Raw genomic sequence first — 17,759 nt, 5'->3', positions numbered from 1 at the left:
AAGCGCAGCGCCATCCGACACAACGCTCGCAGGCTAGCTCAACTCATTAAAACTACTGACCACCCGGTTATACGCCCGAATCACTCTTCCCGCCGAGCCTTTGACCATCCATTCGGTCATCCCGCCAATTTGAGCCTTTTCCCCTTCGCTATAAGCAACCTTATTCTGTTGGCGCTGAATGCGCTCTGCGACAAATTTGCTGTACTGGTTAGCGGAGTCGAGCAGGAAGCTGTAACGAATAAGGCTGGCGTTGTTTGAAGGTGGCGCGGCTTTATAACATTCTTGCGCCTGTGCAATCAGCGAGTTGAGCGCCGTCACCTCTAATTGTGCCTCTTGCGGGATAAACGTTTCTTTGCTCACCATCTCTGTCGCTTTATCGGCCTGAATAATAATCGCGAGAGAATAATAGACTAATGTTTTATCCTGACTTTTTTCTATCTCTGAAAGTTCTGTCTGGTGATTGTGAATATTATTCTCAGTGGGGTTATCGCCCCAGTATGGATATGACCCATACTGAATATTCACTGGGATCTTCGGTGAGGTGTAGCATTGCGCGTTTTTGGGGTGCGCCTGAGTGGGCGTGGCGCTGGCTGAGGCGTCCTGCTGTGCATCCTCGCATCCTGAAAGTAAGCAGACGGAGAATAGGCCACTCATAAGAATAAGTAATATTCTATTGTTAATACAATCCTTGTATGAATACATATTAATTTCCGGCGGAAAGATTCAATAATATTAATAATGGTATTTTCTGGTCAAGGGTTATTGCATTTTGTCCAACAAAGGACGTATTAATTACTGTCTAAAAATAGATTTAATAATTTAATTGATTATTGAAATGAATTGTGTTCGTTATTTATATTTAATTGTTGCTGTTTTAATGGAGGACTGAAAAAGTGTTCTCTCTATTTATTAAATTTAAACCCGCGCTTCAAGATCAGCATTTTACCGGGTGTTTATTGAACAAAAGTGGGATTACGTTTCCGTTTACGTTGTATCAACCTCGTGAGGCCGATTTTGTGACATTTTCCATCGTATTTTGTTATGGAAAATAGTGGATTTTTACCCCGATGCTTATGTTTCAACCCAGCATGATTCGCTGTAGGAGACATGGATCACAAAACATATCGTTCAGATAATCAGCATTCGGCAATAAATTTTACAGAAATGACACAACTGATTACAGCTGTCGCTTGTCTTTTAAGCAGTGCAATATTCTAGAAACCTGGCAGTAGCATAAATTTCCCTGCTGGAAATAGAGTAACTGGCTTTTTTTTAACTTTGTTCGCCGTTTCTCACCTCGGTTGTAAATCCCCGTTACCTATATTGACGTTTTACTCATCTATTGACAGATTGTAGGGCGTGAGGGGCAAATTATGGACAGTCCGCACTACCACACAGCTAGCCTGACGAAGGGAACACCTGGCCTCACCATCGCCTCCGGGCACACCGAACAGACCGCACTCAAATAACAAAGGTCTAACGGATAAAAACAACACATCTCACAACGGAGCAGAAGAATGAGTCTTTCCTTGAAGAAGTCAGGGATGCTGAAATTTGGTCTGAGCCTGGTGGCACTGACCGTAGCAGCTAGCGTTCAGGCAAAAACCCTGGTTTATTGCTCAGAAGGTTCCCCAGAAGGTTTTAACCCTCAGCTGTTCACCTCTGGTACTACGTACGATGCGAGCTCAGTACCAATTTATAACCGTCTGGTTGAGTTCAAAACCGGCACCACCGAAATCATCCCTGGCCTTGCTGAAAAGTGGGAAGTGAGTGAAGACGGTAAAACGTATACCTTCCATCTTCGCCAGGGCGTGAAGTGGCAGGACAATAAAGATTTCAAACCAACGCGTGACTTAAATGCTGACGACGTTGTGTTCTCTTTTGATCGTCAGAAAAACGCCAACAACCCGTACCATAAAGTTTCTGGCGGCAGCTACGAATACTTTGAAGGCATGGGTTTATCTGACCTGATCAGCGAAATTAAGAAAGTGGACGACAAAACCGTTCAGTTCGTGCTGACGCGTCCAGAATCACCATTCCTGGCAGACCTTGCGATGGACTTCGCCTCCATCCTGTCTAAAGAATACGCTGACAACATGATGAAAGCCGGCACGCCGGAAAAAACTGACCTGAACCCAATCGGTACCGGTCCGTTCCAGCTGCTGCAATACCAGAAAGACTCCCGCATTCTGTACAAAGCATTCCCAGGCTACTGGGGTACTAAACCGCAGATCGACCGTCTGGTGTTCTCTATCACTCCAGATGCTTCTGTGCGTTACGCCAAACTGCAGAAAAACGAGTGCCAGGTTATGCCGTATCCAAATCCGGCAGACATCGCTCGTATGAAAGAAGACAAGAGCATCAATTTGATGGAACAGGCTGGCCTGAATGTGGGTTACCTCTCCTTCAACACCGAGAAGAAACCGTTTGATGACGTGAAAGTGCGTCAGGCGCTGACTTACGCGGTGAACAAAGAAGCGATCATCAAAGCGGTTTATCAGGGCGCAGGTACTGCGGCTAAAAACCTGATCCCACCGACTATGTGGGGTTACAACGATGACGTGAAAGACTACACCTACGATCCTGAGAAAGCGAAAGCGTTGCTGAAAGAATCAGGCCATGCTGACGGCTTCACCGTTGATCTGTGGGCAATGCCAGTACAACGTCCATACAACCCGAACGCTCGCCGTATGGCTGAGATGATTCAGGCTGACTGGGCGAAAGTGGGTGTGACTGCCAAAATCGTAACCTACGAGTGGGGCGAGTACCTGAAACGCGCTAAAGCAGGTGAGCACCAGGCTGTGATGATGGGCTGGACCGGTGACAATGGGGATCCGGACAACTTCTTCGCCACCCTGTTCAGCTGTGCAGCGGCAAAAGATGGTTCTAACTACTCTCGCTGGTGCTACAAGCCGTTCGAAGACCTGATTCAGCCTGCACGTGCGACAGACGATCACAACAAGCGTATCGAACTGTACAAGCAAGCTCAGGTAGTGATGCATGACCAGGCTCCGGCACTGATCGTTGCTCACTCCACGGTTTACGAGCCAGTGCGCAAAGAAGTGAAAGGTTACGTGGTTGACCCATTGGGCAAACACCACTTTGAGAACGTGTCAGTAGAGTAATTTTCTGACTTTAAGCGCCGCCCTCATTCCGACCTTCTCCTGGGGGAGAAGGAGAAAAATCCCCTCTCCCTCTTAGGAGAGGGTTAGGGTGAGAGTGGTGTCTTTTGATATGTGAGCAATACAATCCCGCCTCAATTTATGCTAACCGTCAGATTTCTGGTTGCAGGAAGGCGGCAAGCTCGGGAATCCTCAGAAGCTTACTTGAGTAAGTGACTGGGGTGACTGAGTGAAGCCTACGCACCTGTGGCCTGTAAAATGAGGGTTAGGGCGGGAGATTACAGAGAATCCGGGTTATGTTGCAGTTCATCCTCCGACGTCTGGGGCTAGTTATCCCCACTTTTATCGGTATTACCCTTCTTACCTTCGCCTTCGTGCACATGATTCCCGGTGACCCGGTGATGATTATGGCCGGTGAGCGCGGTATCTCTCCTGAACGTCATGCTCAGTTGTTGGCTGAACTTGGCCTCGACAAGCCTATGTGGCAGCAATACATCCATTACATTTGGGGTGTGATGCACGGCGACCTGGGCATTTCGTTAAAAAGCCGTCTCCCAGTTTGGGACGAGTTCGTACCGCGCTTTAAAGCAACCATGGAACTCGGTGTCTGCGCGATGTTGTTTGCCGTTGCCGTGGGTATTCCGGTTGGCGTGCTGGCTGCGGTGAAACGTGGTTCCGTGTTTGACCACACTTCTGTGGGCCTTGCGCTGACAGGCTACTCAATGCCTATTTTCTGGTGGGGTATGATGTTAATCATGCTGGTTTCCGTTTACTGGAACCTCACCCCTGTATCCGGGCGCGTCAGCGATACGGTATTCCTCGACGACACCTTGCCACTCACCGGTTTTATGTTGATAGATACCGCCATCTGGGGCGAGCCGGGTGACTTCATCGACGCCGTAGCGCATATGATTCTGCCCGCCATCGTGCTGGGTACGATTCCGTTGGCCGTTATCGTGCGTATGACCCGCTCGTCAATGCTGGAAGTGCTCGGTGAAGACTACATCCGTACCGCTCGCGCGAAGGGCCTGACTCGCATGCGCGTGATTGTGGTTCATGCGCTGCGCAACGCCATGCTGCCAGTGGTGACGGTTATCGGCCTGCAGGTTGGTACCCTTCTGGCAGGCGCGATCCTGACGGAAACCATCTTCTCCTGGCCGGGCCTTGGCCGCTGGTTGATTGATGCATTGCAACGTCGTGACTACCCGGTAGTACAGGGCGGCGTATTGTTGGTAGCGACGATGATTATCCTCGTTAACCTGATAGTCGACTTACTGTACGGCGTGGTGAACCCGCGTATACGCCATAAGAAATAAGGGGCCATCATGACGCAAGTAACTGAAAAACCAGCCACTGTAAGTAAGGTGGTCGCGGCGCCAGTTCCAATGACGCCGTTCCAGGAATTCTGGCATTACTTTAAACGTAACAAAGGGGCGGTCATCGGCCTGGTGTATGTCACCGTGATGATCTTAATCGCAATATTTGCCAACGTGCTCGCGCCACACGGCCCGGCAGAACAGTTCCGTGACTCACTGCTGCACCCGCCGGTCTGGCAGGATGGTGGCAGCTGGCAGTTCCTGCTCGGTACTGACGACGTAGGCCGCGATATTATGGCTCGCCTGATGTATGGCGCGCGCCTGTCGCTGCTGGTCGGCTGCCTGGTTGTGGTGCTGTCGCTGATTATGGGCGTGGTGCTCGGTCTGATTGCAGGCTACTTCGGTGGTCTTATCGACAACATCATCATGCGTATCGTCGACATCATGCTGGCATTGCCAAGCCTGTTGTTGGCGTTGGTACTGGTGGCAATCTTCGGCCCGTCGATCGTCAACGCTTCACTGGCGCTGACCTTCGTTGCGCTCCCGCACTATGTGCGACTGACGCGTGGCGCGGTGCTGGTGGAAGTACACCGTGACTATGTGACGGCCTCTCGCGTGGCGGGCGCAAGCTCAATGCGCCAGATGTTCATCAACATTTTACCGAACTGCCTGGCACCGCTTATCGTGCAGGCATCTCTGGGCTTCTCTAACGCCATTCTCGATATGGCCGCGCTCGGCTTCCTCGGCATGGGTGCGCAACCGCCAACACCAGAGTGGGGCACTATGCTCTCCGACGTGTTGCAGTTCGCACAAAGTGCCTGGTGGGTGGTCACCTTCCCTGGTGTCGCCATCCTGCTGACGGTGCTGGCATTTAACCTGATGGGTGACGGGCTGCGTGATGCACTCGATCCTAAACTCAAGCAGTAAAGGGCTACGTAATGGCGTTATTGAATGTAAATAAATTATCGGTGCATTTCGGCGACGAAAAGACACCGTTCCGTGCCGTAGACCGCGTGAGTTACAGCGTAAATCAGGGCGAAGTTGTCGGTATTGTGGGGGAATCAGGTTCCGGTAAATCGGTCAGCTCGCTGGCGATTATGGGATTGATTGATTACCCAGGCCGCGTGATGGCGGAAAAACTGGAATTTAACGGCCAGGATCTGCAAAAGATTTCTGAGAAAGAACGCCGTAACCTGGTCGGTGCCGAAGTGGCGATGATCTTCCAGGATCCAATGACCAGCCTCAACCCTTGCTACACCGTGGGTTTCCAGATTATGGAAGCGATCAAGGTGCATCAGGGCGGCAACAAAAGTACCCGTCGTCAACGTGCCATCGACCTGCTGAACCTGGTCGGTATTCCCGATGCGGCTTCGCGTCTGGATGTTTACCCGCACCAGCTTTCCGGCGGTATGAGCCAGCGCGTGATGATCGCGATGGCGATTGCCTGTCGTCCTAAGCTGCTGATTGCGGATGAACCGACTACCGCGCTGGATGTGACCATCCAGGCGCAAATCATTGAGCTGTTACTGGAACTTCAGCAAAAAGAGAACATGGCGCTGATTCTTATCACCCATGACCTCGCGCTGGTGGCTGAAGCGGCGCATAAAATCATCGTGATGTACGCCGGGCAAGTGGTGGAAACGGGGGCTTCGCACGATATCTTCCGTGCGCCACGCCACCCGTACACTCAGGCGCTGCTGCGTGCGTTGCCTGAGTTTGCGCAGGACAAAGCGCGTCTGGCCTCACTGCCGGGTGTGGTTCCGGGTAAATATGATCGCCCGAACGGTTGCCTGCTCAACCCACGCTGCCCGTATGCGACCGACCGATGCCGCACAGAAGAACCAGAACTGAACATGGTGGACAACGGGCGTCAGTCCAAATGCCACTACCCACTCGATGATGCCGGGAGGCCAACGCTATGAGTACCGATAAGGCCACTGCGCAACCTCTGTTGCAGGCCATCGACCTGAAAAAACACTACCCGGTGAAGAAAGGCATTTTCGGCCAGGAACGCCTGGTGAAAGCGCTCGACGGCGTATCGTTTGAGCTGGAACGCGGCAAAACGCTGGCGGTGGTGGGCGAGTCTGGCTGTGGTAAATCCACGCTGGGCCGCTTGCTGACGATGATCGAAATCCCGACCGGTGGCGAGCTTTACTACCAGGGCCAGGATCTGCTCAAACCTGACGAAACGGCCGAAAAGCTGCGTCGCCAGAAAATCCAGATCGTGTTCCAGAACCCGTACGGCTCGCTGAACCCACGTAAAAAAGTGGGGCAAATTCTTGAAGAGCCGCTGCAAATCAACACCACGTTGAGCAAAGCCGAACGCCGTGAAAAAGCGCTGGCGATGATGGCGAAAGTTGGACTGAAAACCGAACATTACGACCGCTACCCGCATATGTTCTCCGGCGGCCAGCGCCAGCGTATCGCTATCGCCCGTGGTCTGATGCTTGACCCGGACGTGGTGATCGCCGATGAACCTGTCTCCGCGCTCGACGTTTCCGTGCGGGCGCAGGTTCTCAACCTGATGATGGATTTGCAGCAGGAGATGGGGCTGTCGTACGTGTTCATCTCTCACGATTTGTCGGTGGTGGAACACATCGCCGACGAAGTAATGGTGATGTATTTAGGCCGTTGCGTGGAGAAGGGCACCAAAGACCAGATCTTCTCGAACCCGCGCCACCCGTACACTCAGGCGCTGTTATCTGCCACACCACGCCTGAACCCGGACGACCGACGCGAGCGTATTAAACTCACCGGCGAGCTGCCAAGCCCGCTGAACCCGCCTCCGGGCTGCGCGTTCAACGCCCGCTGCCGTCGCCGTTTCGGGCCGTGCACGCAGTTGCAACCTCAACTCAAAGAGTACGGTGGGCAATTGGTGGCTTGTTTCGCTGTTGATCAGGATGAGAACGGGGAAATTCGGTAGGACGATTGGGAGCATGGAAGCTCCAGGATTTAAACCGGGAACAAGGGCGTCACTGCGAGTCCTGTTATCGTAGGGCGGATAAGCGAAGCGCCATCCGCCGGCCTGAATTTTATGTCGCGATAAAAAACCAGCTCACGTCGGTACATTCATCCGCTACCCGAATATATGTGCTCTTAAAACCCTGCCATTAATGTTAATTTCTTCCGCGAAATATCAGAAATCGATAAATGATGTTTATGTGTGTGAAATCACAAAAGAAAGCTGCTACCTTTTAAGTGGTAGTTTTAAATATCTCTCAATCCAAAATCTAATCGGTTTCATGCTTAGCATGGCATTAATAAGAAAAAAAGATGGAGATAAGACCATCTGTGCCTATATATTGGCTTGAAATGCAGTCGTTTTCCCGAAAAATGAATAATAAAAACCCGAATGATAACGCAGTGCAATTATTAGCAATTCATGAAGTCAATAAGCCAAATTAATTACCCACAATGATGTTCTAATAGTCACGGTTTAGTTTGATTATATTCATGCATCAAATTCAATTGTCTTACAAATCATGAGTGTCGCAATGAAAAACTATGATGATTTGCAGCGATTCAAGGATAAGACTCGCACTGGCGCTATCGACTTCAAAGATATGTCGGCGCAAAACCAACAGTCGGATGCCAGCAACTGGGCGATAATCAAACAGTTAATGAATACTGAAGATGACGGTTCAGTGCTTTCCCATGCCGGAAGTATTGCCGTGCCTGTCCCGCAGGCGGTCAAGGCTGATGAGTTTGATGCGAGTCATTTCAGACCGATGTCGGCGCAACCTATTAGTAACTCTGCGTCTCAGGGTTCTATTCTGAATAGCCTGCAAAGCGCACTGCCTGAAACCAAAGCTGAGATCTTTCAAAGCGAGCATACGCAACACACCACATCGACGTTGTTTGAACAACTTGCGCCGGTCGTCGCGCAACCAGAACCCGCTATTGAACCGTTAAAAGAACCAACACAAGAACCCATATACGACACCGTGAAACCTGCCGCTGTTTCAGCGCCGCAGGCCTCTGCACCGGTAAAAACAGAGCCAGTGCGTTTTGACAAACTGTTCGCAGCCAAAGGGAATACGGCGCGGAACCATCCCGCTAAAGACTTACCGCTGCAACCGTTGCTGGAGATGATTGCGTCATGCCGCTAGTGTGTGTTTGCTCGCCAAAAGGCGGAGTAGGAAAAACCACGGTTACCGCCAACCTGGCGTATGCGTTAGCTCGCGCGGGTAGCAAAGTATTAGCCATTGATTTTGATGTACAAAATGCGCTGCGCCTGCATTTTGGGGTGCCTTTATCCGATGGCCGTGGCTATGTGGCAAAAGCCATCGAATCCGCAGACTGGAGCCAGTCGGTGCTGACTGCCGGTAGCAATTTGTTCGTGCTGCCGTATGGCGATGTCACCGAAGATCAGCGGTTGGAGTTTGAGCACCGCCTGAGCACCGACAGCCATTTCCTGATGCGTGGATTAAGCACCTTACTGAACTATCCAGGCCTTGTGATTATTGCTGATTTCCCGCCAGGCCCTAATCCTGCGCTGAAAGCGGTATCGCATTTGGCCGATTTGCATCTGGTGACCATGCTGGCAGATACCGCTTCGCTGTCATTGTTACCGCATATTGAAAATCACCGTCTCATTGGCGAACCGCTCAATAATAAAGCCGGATATTATTTTGTTCTTAACCAAAGTGATAACCGCCGCCATATTAGCCGCGATGTCACGGCGTTTATGCAACAACGTCTTGGTGATCGTCTGCTTGGCGTGATTAACCGCGACGAAAGTGTGGCTGAAGCCAACGCTTCTCAGCAATCAATATTCGATTTCAGCCCGGCCTCTGCTGCGGCTTTTGATATTGAATTGATCAGTAAAAGAGTCGCGGGTGTTCTCGGCATTAAAATTGGTGATGGCGCGGTACATACCGCCTTGAGAACATCAAATTTCTGACAATCATCCAGGATGTCCTATGAAAAAGGTCCTGTTCTATTTACTGCTATTGGTGTTGGCGCCAATAGCAGTGCTGATCATCATTACGCCTATGGACAGCCAGAAGCAGTATCTCTTTGGCTTTATCAGCCTCGCTATTCTGTTTTTATTAGGCTTCAGCAAAAAGCACAGCGTGTCGATAATCATGATGCTCGTTTCGGTCCTGATGTCGACGCGTTATATTTATTTTCGTGCAACTCAAACCCTGCATTTTAATTCAGAAATTGAAGCCATTCTCGGCGTAGGGTTATTTTTGGCTGAGCTGTATATCTGGGTCATCTTATTACTGAGCTATCTGCAAACCTCATTCCCATTAAAAAGGGGAATTGTGCCTTTGCCGGATGACACCTCGAAATGGCCGACGGTGGATGTTTATATCCCGAGTTATAACGAAAGCCTCGATGTGGTGCGTGATACCGTGCTGGCCGCGCAATGTATCGACTATCCGCGGGATAAAATAAAAATCTACCTGCTTGATGATGGTAAACGTCGCGAGTTTGCGGTGTTTGCCGCCGACGTGGGGGTGGGATACATCACGCGTAATGATAACTCGCACGCCAAAGCCGGTAATCTTAACCATGCGATGAAACTCACCAAAGGTGAGCTGATAACCGTCTTTGACTGTGACCACGTTGCGACGCGCATATTCCTGCAAGCGACGGTGGGAGCATTCCTGAAGGATCCGAAACTGGCGCTGTTACAGACGCCGCACTACTTCTATTCACCGGATCCCTTCGAGCGTAACTTATCGGGCGGGCAAAATATCCCGAACGAAGGGTCGCTGTTCTACGGCCCAATTCAGCAAGGCAACGATAACTGGAACGCGACTTTCTTCTGCGGATCCTGTGCCGTTATTCGCCGTAGCGCGCTAGAAGAAATTGGCGGCTTTGCAGTCGAAACCGTGACTGAAGATGCGCACACCGCACTGAAAATGCAGCGCCTGGGCTGGAAATCCGCTTTCCTCGATATTCCGCTGGCCGCTGGGCTTGCGACAGAACGTCTGGTTCTACACGTGATTCAGCGTACGCGCTGGGCGCGTGGTATGACGCAAATCTTCCGTATGGATAACCCGCTGTTTGGTCGGGGCCTGACCTGGCAGCAACGCTGCTGTTATCTCAGTGCGATGCTCTATTTCCAGTTTGCCTTGCCGCGTGTGGCGTTCGTTACCGCGCCGCTGGCGTACTTACTGTTTAACCTGAATATCATTCACTCCTCCGCGAGCCTGATCTTTGCTTACGCGTTGCCGCACCTGATCTTGAGCATTTATCTCAACTCCCGCATGAACGGGCGCTTCCGCTACAGTTTCTGGGGCGAGATTTATGACATGGTGCTGGCCTTCCACCTGGTTCTGCCGACGGTTATCACCATGTTGTTCCCAAAACGCGGCAAGTTTAACGTGACCGATAAAGGCGCGTTGCTCAACGTCGGCTACTTCGATTTCAGCGTGGTGCGTCCACATGTGATTATCGCGGTGCTGCTGGCGGTGGCGATCATCGCCGGGATTGTGCGCGCCTGTGCTCATGACTACTTTGGCGTTGACCCGAATGTTATCGCGCTGAACGTCGGCTGGGGATTATACAGCCTGGTGTTCCTGCTGGCGGCGATTGCGGTGGCCCGTGAAACGCGCCAGACGCGTAAAACTATCCGTATTGATGTCGATGTTCCGGTAGTTATTCACTACGCCAGCGGAATATCTTCCCGCAGTAACACCATCGATTTGTCGATGGGCGGCTGCCAGATAGCGGTGCCAGATGACCGCCATCTCACCGATGAAATCGAAGAAATCGAGCTGCAGCTGAAATCCGGCTCTATCAGCATTCCGGTGAAAGTCATCGCCTGCGATGAGCAAGCCATTCGCCTGATGTTTGAAGAGATCCCACTCGAAAAGCGTCGTGAACTGGTGCGAGTGGTGCTGTCGCGTGCTGATGCGTGGATCCGTCCGCCAAAACCGCAGGACAACCCTTTCCGTTCCCTGATGATCATTATTCGTTGTGTGTTTGACCTGTTCTGGCTGACGTTCAAATCGCGGCGTGAAAACCGCCGTCTGCGTCAGGAAGAAGCAAGACGTATGGAAGCCGCTGGCGAGGACAACGTTGCATGAAAGGGATGAGTCTTAAGCTTTGCCAGTTATTGCTCGCGTTAACGGTGATGGCTTCACCCGTTATGGCGGAAGACACCACTGCGGTGGAGTCGCAAATCCCGCTGGATTTACCTGCGCCTGACGCGGCTTTTGCACAAGACGCAGCGTCTGTGCCGGAAACTGCCCCTGCACCAGAAGCAGCGCCCGATGCACTGCCTGACCCCGTCCCTGCTCCGGCAGTGGCACCAGCAACGCCTTCGGTATTCACACCGGGGAACAGTAGCAGCATTACGGTGGCACAAATGGGTCAACCACGCGGCGTGATGCTCAGTGGCGGGCAGTTACAGGCGGGTATTGATTTCACGTTGCCCGCCGATCAGGTGATCACCAACGCACAGCTGTTCCTGAATCTGAAAGTCTCTCCGGCGATGGCGGCACGCAATACCACCTTGCAGTTGATGATGAACGGTCAGCCTTTGGGGACGGTACCGTTGGGTTCTGCCGACAGCGATGTTTCCAACTATCAGCTGGAAATCCCGGCGGCGATGGTGGTGTCGAGCAACAACATCAGCTTTAAGATCAACGATGGTGATGCGTTGCTATGTCTGCGTGACCTGTCTGATAAATATCAGGTCACCATCATGCCGAACACGCGGCTGGATCTGGAAGGCCAGCAGCTGAATATCGGCTCTGACCTCAGCCATTTCCCACGCCCATTCTTTGACGCAATGCAGATGACTCCGGCTTCTGTGGAGTTTGCTTTCCCGGCAAAAACGCTGCCTGAACAAGTGAGCGCCGCAGCGCTGGTGGCTTCCTGGTTAGGCATCGAGGCGGACTATCGCGGCATCTCCTTTAATGCGTTAAACGACAAACTGCCTGAGAAAAACGGCATTCTGTTTGGCAAGCCCGGCGAGCAAATTGGCGGCCTGACCTTGCCAGAAACGCAAAAACCGATGCTGCAAATTATCGATAACCCAGGCAATCCGGTTTATAAGTTGCTGTTGGTGGTGGGGAATTCCGATCAGCAATTGCGCGCCGCCGCATGGCGGTTAACCCAGGGGAAATTTAATCTCCAGACCGCCAGCCTCGCCGTTGAAAACCAGACTATCCCGGTGAGTAAAGCTTATGACGCCCCGCGCTGGATTAGCACTGAACGCCCGGTACGCCTCTCCGAATTGATGCGTAAAGACCAAAGCCTCACCGCAACTGGTATCTGGCACGAGCCATTAAGCGTGGCATTCCGCGCCGCACCGGATCTGTTCTTGTGGGATGGCGACACGATCCCGGTGAAAATCGGCTATCGCTTCCCGACAGAAAGCTGGATTGATGAAGAGCGTTCATATCTCTCTCTGACCCTCAACGGCACCTTCTTGCACAACCTGCCGGTGAATAAGCAAGGCGCGCTCGAAACTCTGTGGCGCAAAGTGGGTGGCGATGCACGTCAGGAAGAGTACAACCTGGCGCTGGAACCGTACCTGATTTACGGCGACAACCAGTTGTCGTTGTACTTCAACATCCAGACCAAAGAATCGGCACCGTGTAGCGTGCTGCTCAATAACAATATTAAGAGCCGTATCTCCGAAGATTCATGGATTGATTTGAGCAAAACGCGTCACTTCTCGTTGCTGCCAAACCTCTCTTACTTCGTCGGTGCGTCGTTCCCGTTCTCACGCTTTGCTGACTTTGGGCATACCGTGTTGCTGCTGCCAGAAAACCCAGGCGAGGCTGAAATCAGCACCCTGCTGAATATGGCGGCCCGTTCGGGTAACGCGACGGGTACCTCTTTAAACAACAACACGGTGATGTTCGGCGTGCCAACCGCTGGCGCAAACCTGCAACGCCTTGAGCAAAGCCACGTGCTTTCTGTTTCCACCATTCATCAAAGCAGCTTTAACCGGACGCTACTGGCTCAGTCGCCATTTACCAGCAACGAGCATTCATTCGGCGTTCGCGAACGTTCAGTCTGGCAAAAAATGCAGCACTGGATTGAAGGCGACTGGGGCTCGACAGGCATTGCCGCCGATCGTTACTTCTCGTCTAACGAAGCGTGGCGCGGGTTTGTGAGTTTCCGTTCGCAGTGGAGCCCCGACCGCGTGGTGGTGATGGCGATTGGCAGCACCGATGAAGAGCTGTCAAAACTGCAAACTGACTTAGGCTCAGCCCGAATCAACGCTGGTATTCGTGGTGACGCGACCATCATTACTGATGAAAACGGGGTACGTAGCTTCCGGGTGGGACAACAATTCCCGAGCGGCCAGATGCCGTGGTACATGATGGTGGTCTGGTATGCCAACCAGCATTCAGCACTGCTGGCCATTTTAGGGTTGTTGTTCGCTTCTGTTATCGGTCTGAGCTTGTATGCCCTACTGAAAAAACGCGCACACAAACGTCTTAATCCTCAGGATGATGGTAAGTAAGGTGGTGCTCAATGAGTGATAAAAACATTAATCATAAAAACAAAACCGCCCGCCGCTTATTAACTCTGTGCTTCTTTGGCGGCCTGACGTTTGGCGCTCAGGCTGCGGATAATAATCCGGCGTTAAAAGCGTTATTTGACCAGGCTAATTACTGGCATGAAAAGTCACATGACGAGCTGGCAAAAGAAGCGCTGCAAAAGGTGTTGATGGTTGATGCCAATAACACCCAGGCGATGTACCTGATGGCGTTATGGGCGCAGCAAGCCGGAGATATCAAAGGTGCTGCCCAGTGGCGCGAGCGCCTTGCGTCAGTTTCGCCGCAAGATAACAATTTGCAGGCGCTGGATAACGCCAAACAAATTCAGCAAATCCCCCGTGGACAGCTGGATTTGGCGCGCCAGCAGGCCAGAAGCGGCAATATTCCCGCCGCCCTCGCTACCTGGCGCAGTTTGTTTAATGGCGACCAGCCACCGCCGAGCCTTGCGCCAGAATATTATCTGACCATGGCGGGGGATAAATCGCTCTATCCGCAAGCGGTGGCCGGTTTACGCCAGTTCGCCGCGCAAAACCCTCAGGATAACGGCGGGCGCATTGCGCTCGGCAAAGTGCTGACCTACCAGGAAGGCACGCGTCGTGAAGGGATCGATATCCTGCAAAATATGGCCAGCGGGAGTTCGGATGCGGATAAATCACTGCGTCAGGCTCTGCTGTGGCTCGGGCCAACCGCCAGTGACGAACAGTATTATCAAACCTTCCTGCAACGCCATCCAAAAGATACTGCGGTCCAGGATCACTACCGGAAAAACATTGGTGGTGCGGCGAAAGGTGAAGGTTTTAACGCACTGAATAGCGGCAACACCGAAGTGGCAAAAACACAGTTCGAACAGGTCCTGCAAGACAACCCGCAAGACGCCGATGCGCTGGCCGGGATGGGCTACATCGCACAACGTAAGGGCGACTACACTGCCGCGGCCCAATATCTGAATCGTGCTGCGAGTCTTGGTGGCGATCAGTCTGGCGAGCGCAAACAGCAAGCCGACGACGCCGATTTTTACGCGCAACTGGCGAGCGCTCAGGCGGCGTTCAAACAAGGCAATATCAGCCAGGCGCTGGCGCTGAGTGCGCCACTGGCACAACAAAGTGGCGAGCGTGGTATTTCGGCTAAATTGTTCCGGGCTGATGTTCAGCGCCACAACAAAGATTACGCCGCCGCCGAGCAGTCTTTGCGCGGTATCCTGACCGAGCAACCGAATAACGGTACGGCGCGTGAAAACCTCTACTACGTGTTACGCGAGCAGAACAAAACCGCTGAAGCTCAGGCGATGCTGCAAACTTTACCCGCCAGCTTGCAGGCGAAATTGCAGCCGCGTGTTTCTGGCGGCAATCCTGCCGATCCGATTCGCCGTCAGGCGCAGCAAGCCGCAGCAAATGGCAATCCACAACAAGCCATCGCTATTTTGCAGCAGGGCGTGGCGCGTTACCCGTCCGATCCATGGTTGCGCCTTGATTTAGCGCGTCAGTTGCAGAAGCAGGGGAACACCGCCGAAGCCAGCAGCGTGATGGCAGCGTCTTTCCGGCCTAACGCTTCCAATACTGAACTGTATGCAGGCGCGTTGTTTGCCAGCGAAAACAACGCCTGGCAGCAATCGCAGACTTTGCTTTCCCGCATTCCGGCCTCCAGCCAGAACAGCGATATGCGCACACTGGCGGCGCGTGTGAACTACAACCTGCAAATGTCCGTCGCGGAACGCTACCTCGCACAAGGCGACACAGTCGCTGCGGCTAACACCTTAAAAGCACTGGCGATGCGTCCACCGCAAAGCCCGGCAGACGCCGGTAAACTGGCGAAAATGCTGGCGCAAACCGGTGATGTCACTACTGCTGTGACGATTGTGCGCGACAACATGCGTCGTGGCGTTCAGGGGAATGCCGGAGATTACGGCGACCAGATTGCCGTGCTGAACCAGGCTGGCCTCGGGCGTGAAGCGCAGGCGTTCCTTGCGAATCCAGAATTGCAGTCGCGCAGCACACCAACGCAAATGGCCAGTATCCGCAATGGTTATGTGATCAACGAAGTTGATCAGCTGCGTACTCAGGGCAATTATGCGGCGGCGTATGACAAGCTTATCCGTGCAATGCAGAGCGACCCACAAAACACCGACCTGATGTTTGCCATGGCGCGTCTGTATCAGTCCGGAAAAATGAACAAAGAAGCGGGCGTGGTTTACGACTACCTGATGACGCGTGACACGCCGCAACAGGATGCCCGCACCGGTGCAATTGATATCGCACTCGCCAGCAGAGATGTTGAGAAAGCCAAACAGTTGTCGGCGGGATTACGTCACGATGAAACCCCAGAACGCTTGCTGTTACTGGCGCGCGTCGCCGAAGCCGATGGCAATCACCAGCAGGCGATGAGCTATTTGCGTACCGCACGAGGGAAACTCGTCGGCCTGCAAGGAACCAGTGGCGACACGGCACCGACCCTTGGCGGCCTGGCGTTGGCGGATAATCCGTTTACCCCGAAAAACACCGTCGCTCCGCAAAGTCAGCAAACGGCGTCCAACTCGCTGTATGGCGATGCGATGCCGTGGCAAGTCGCCCAACTGGCGCGAAATCCGCAAACAGCACCTCCGGGCACCACGCGTACCGATCTGCCGGTTGAATCGCCGCAGGCGGGAACGCTGCGCCAGGTGGATAACATGATGGAGCAGTTGACCGATAAAACCGCGACCTGGGCGCGAGGGGCTGTGGCGATGCGTGGTCGTGATGGCGAAAGTGGCCTGAGTGAACTCACTGAAATCAAAGCTCCACTGCAATGGTCAACCGTTCCGTTTGGCGACTCACGTTTAGATCTCAACGTCACACCGATAAGCCTGAACGCCGGGAGTTCCTCGGACGAAACCAGCCGCCGTTTTGGTACGGGCGCCCTGATTCAGGGGCAGGTTGCCGAGGAGATATATAACGCCTCAACGACCACACCGCCGGAACTGCCGAATATCGACAAGATAACCGTGCCTTCGCAAGGCTCACAAAGCGCTGCGGGCGTGGAAGTCGCGATGGCATTAACGGGCGAGCAGTACAAGCTGGACGTCGGCTCGACACCGTTAGGCCAGGATTTGAATACCGTTGTCGGTGGCGTGCAGTGGTCGCCACAACTGACCGATTATCTGAAGCTCGTGTTAACGGGTGAACGTCGTGCCGTGGTCGACAGCCTGCTCTCTTACGTTGGTGTAGAAGACAAATACAGCGGGAAGAAATGGGGCCAGGTGACGAAAAACGGCGGTAACGCACAACTGAGCTACGACAACGGTGATGCCGGTTTCTACGCGGGTGTGGGGCTGTATAACTACATTGGTGAAAACGTGCCGAGTAACGGCAGTGTCACCGGTAACGCAGGCGTTTATCTTCGCCCATACCGTGCTGATGACCGCGAACTGAAAACCGGTATCAGCATGAGTTACATGGACTTCTCGAAAAACCTCAGCTATTTCAGCTATGGGCAGGGTGGCTACTTTAGCCCGCAAGATTACATCAGCGTCTCCTTCCCGGTGGATTACACGCAGAAGTTTGATAACTGGGATATGTCGGTTGGCGCTTCATTGGGTTATCAGTCCTATAGCCAGGATGAAAGCCCGTACTTCCCGACCGATGCAGCGATGCAAGCGCAACTGGAAAACTATGTCGCCAACGGCTTCGCTAAAGAGGCGTGGTACGGCGGCAGTAGCAAAAACGGCATGGGCTATAACCTGCGTGCGGGTGCTGATTACAAAGTTAATAAAGACATGCGGATAGGTGGACAGGTCGGCTATGACACCTTTGGTGATTACAACGAAAGTACCGCGCAACTCTACTTCCGTTACCTGCTGGGGAATAATTAAT

General features: G+C 52.8%; 11 protein-coding genes. 10 read left to right on the top strand and 1 reads right to left on the bottom strand.

The window, feature by feature from the left end; all coding sequences use genetic code 11:
- Positions 1–33: 33 nt before the first annotated feature.
- Complete coding sequence (locus tag WBL83_RS20590; protein ID WP_424590872.1) at positions 34–654, bottom strand: DUF3829 domain-containing protein; 621 nt, start codon at positions 652–654, stop codon at positions 34–36.
- An 863-nt stretch (positions 655–1,517) separates the two neighbouring features.
- Here WBL83_RS20590 and dppA point away from each other — a divergent pair.
- The 10 genes from dppA (at position 1,518) to WBL83_RS20540 (ending at position 17,758) form a co-directional block, all read left to right on the top strand.
- Complete coding sequence (gene dppA, locus WBL83_RS20585) at positions 1,518–3,125, top strand: dipeptide ABC transporter periplasmic-binding protein DppA (protein WP_424590871.1); 1,608 nt, start codon at positions 1,518–1,520, stop codon at positions 3,123–3,125.
- A gap of 293 nt (positions 3,126–3,418) precedes the next feature.
- Entirely contained in the window at positions 3,419–4,438 is a 1,020-nt protein-coding gene (dppB, locus tag WBL83_RS20580) for a dipeptide ABC transporter permease DppB (RefSeq protein ID WP_424590870.1), read from the top strand.
- 9 nt (positions 4,439–4,447) lie between these two features.
- Complete coding sequence (gene dppC / locus WBL83_RS20575; RefSeq protein WP_424590869.1) at positions 4,448–5,365, top strand: dipeptide ABC transporter permease DppC; 918 nt, start codon at positions 4,448–4,450, stop codon at positions 5,363–5,365.
- A gap of 11 nt (positions 5,366–5,376) precedes the next feature.
- A complete protein-coding gene (gene dppD, locus WBL83_RS20570; RefSeq protein WP_424590868.1) occupies positions 5,377–6,360 on the top strand; it encodes a dipeptide ABC transporter ATP-binding protein in 984 nt (327 codons plus the stop codon).
- On the top strand, positions 6,357–7,361 hold the full coding sequence (gene dppF / locus WBL83_RS20565; RefSeq protein ID WP_424590867.1) for a dipeptide ABC transporter ATP-binding subunit DppF: 1,005 nt from the start codon (positions 6,357–6,359) through the stop codon (positions 7,359–7,361). Before dppD ends, dppF begins: the two co-directional genes overlap by 4 nt.
- 571 nt (positions 7,362–7,932) lie before the next feature.
- Positions 7,933–8,547 carry a cellulose biosynthesis protein BcsO gene (gene bcsO, locus WBL83_RS20560; RefSeq protein ID WP_424590866.1) on the top strand — a complete coding sequence of 205 codons (615 nt, stop codon included), beginning with the start codon at positions 7,933–7,935 and terminating at the stop codon, positions 8,545–8,547.
- A complete protein-coding gene (bcsQ, locus tag WBL83_RS20555; protein ID WP_424590865.1) occupies positions 8,538–9,341 on the top strand; it encodes a cellulose biosynthesis protein BcsQ in 804 nt (267 codons plus the stop codon). Before bcsO ends, bcsQ begins: the two co-directional genes overlap by 10 nt.
- A 19-nt stretch (positions 9,342–9,360) precedes the next feature.
- Positions 9,361–11,481 (top strand): UDP-forming cellulose synthase catalytic subunit, encoded by a 2,121-nt coding sequence (gene bcsA / locus WBL83_RS20550; protein WP_424590864.1) that lies wholly within the window; start codon positions 9,361–9,363, stop codon positions 11,479–11,481.
- Positions 11,478–13,877 (top strand): cellulose biosynthesis cyclic di-GMP-binding regulatory protein BcsB, encoded by a 2,400-nt coding sequence (gene bcsB, locus WBL83_RS20545; RefSeq protein ID WP_424590863.1) that lies wholly within the window; start codon positions 11,478–11,480, stop codon positions 13,875–13,877. Before bcsA ends, bcsB begins: the two co-directional genes overlap by 4 nt.
- Positions 13,878–13,888: 11 nt before the next feature.
- Positions 13,889–17,758 (top strand): cellulose synthase subunit BcsC-related outer membrane protein, encoded by a 3,870-nt coding sequence (locus WBL83_RS20540; protein WP_424590862.1) that lies wholly within the window; start codon positions 13,889–13,891, stop codon positions 17,756–17,758.
- Position 17,759 lies beyond the last annotated feature (1 nt).

The sequence above is a fragment of the Buttiauxella sp. genome, from assembly GCF_049686335.1.
GTDB lineage: Bacteria > Pseudomonadota > Gammaproteobacteria > Enterobacterales > Enterobacteriaceae > Buttiauxella.
The sequence above is the reverse complement of the archived record's forward strand: the minus strand, read 5'-3'. Positions and strand labels throughout refer to the sequence as shown.

Excerpts from the sequence above, each read along its gene's own strand:
- dppB (WP_424590870.1), top strand. The coding sequence starts at position 3,419 with ATGTTGCAGTTCATCCTCCGACGTCTGGGGCTAGTTATCCCCACTTTT.
- bcsB (WP_424590863.1), top strand. The coding sequence starts at position 11,478 with ATGAAAGGGATGAGTCTTAAGCTTTGCCAGTTATTGCTCGCGTTAACG.
- dppC (WP_424590869.1), top strand. The coding sequence starts at position 4,448 with ATGACGCAAGTAACTGAAAAACCAGCCACTGTAAGTAAGGTGGTCGCG.
- dppA (WP_424590871.1), top strand. The coding sequence starts at position 1,518 with ATGAGTCTTTCCTTGAAGAAGTCAGGGATGCTGAAATTTGGTCTGAGC.
- WBL83_RS20590 (WP_424590872.1), bottom strand. The coding sequence starts at position 654 with ATGAGTGGCCTATTCTCCGTCTGCTTACTTTCAGGATGCGAGGATGCA.
- WBL83_RS20540 (WP_424590862.1), top strand. The coding sequence starts at position 13,889 with ATGAGTGATAAAAACATTAATCATAAAAACAAAACCGCCCGCCGCTTA.
- dppF (WP_424590867.1), top strand. The coding sequence starts at position 6,357 with ATGAGTACCGATAAGGCCACTGCGCAACCTCTGTTGCAGGCCATCGAC.
- bcsQ (WP_424590865.1), top strand. The coding sequence starts at position 8,538 with ATGCCGCTAGTGTGTGTTTGCTCGCCAAAAGGCGGAGTAGGAAAAACC.
- bcsO (WP_424590866.1), top strand. The coding sequence starts at position 7,933 with ATGAAAAACTATGATGATTTGCAGCGATTCAAGGATAAGACTCGCACT.
- dppD (WP_424590868.1), top strand. The coding sequence starts at position 5,377 with ATGGCGTTATTGAATGTAAATAAATTATCGGTGCATTTCGGCGACGAA.
- bcsA (WP_424590864.1), top strand. The coding sequence starts at position 9,361 with ATGAAAAAGGTCCTGTTCTATTTACTGCTATTGGTGTTGGCGCCAATA.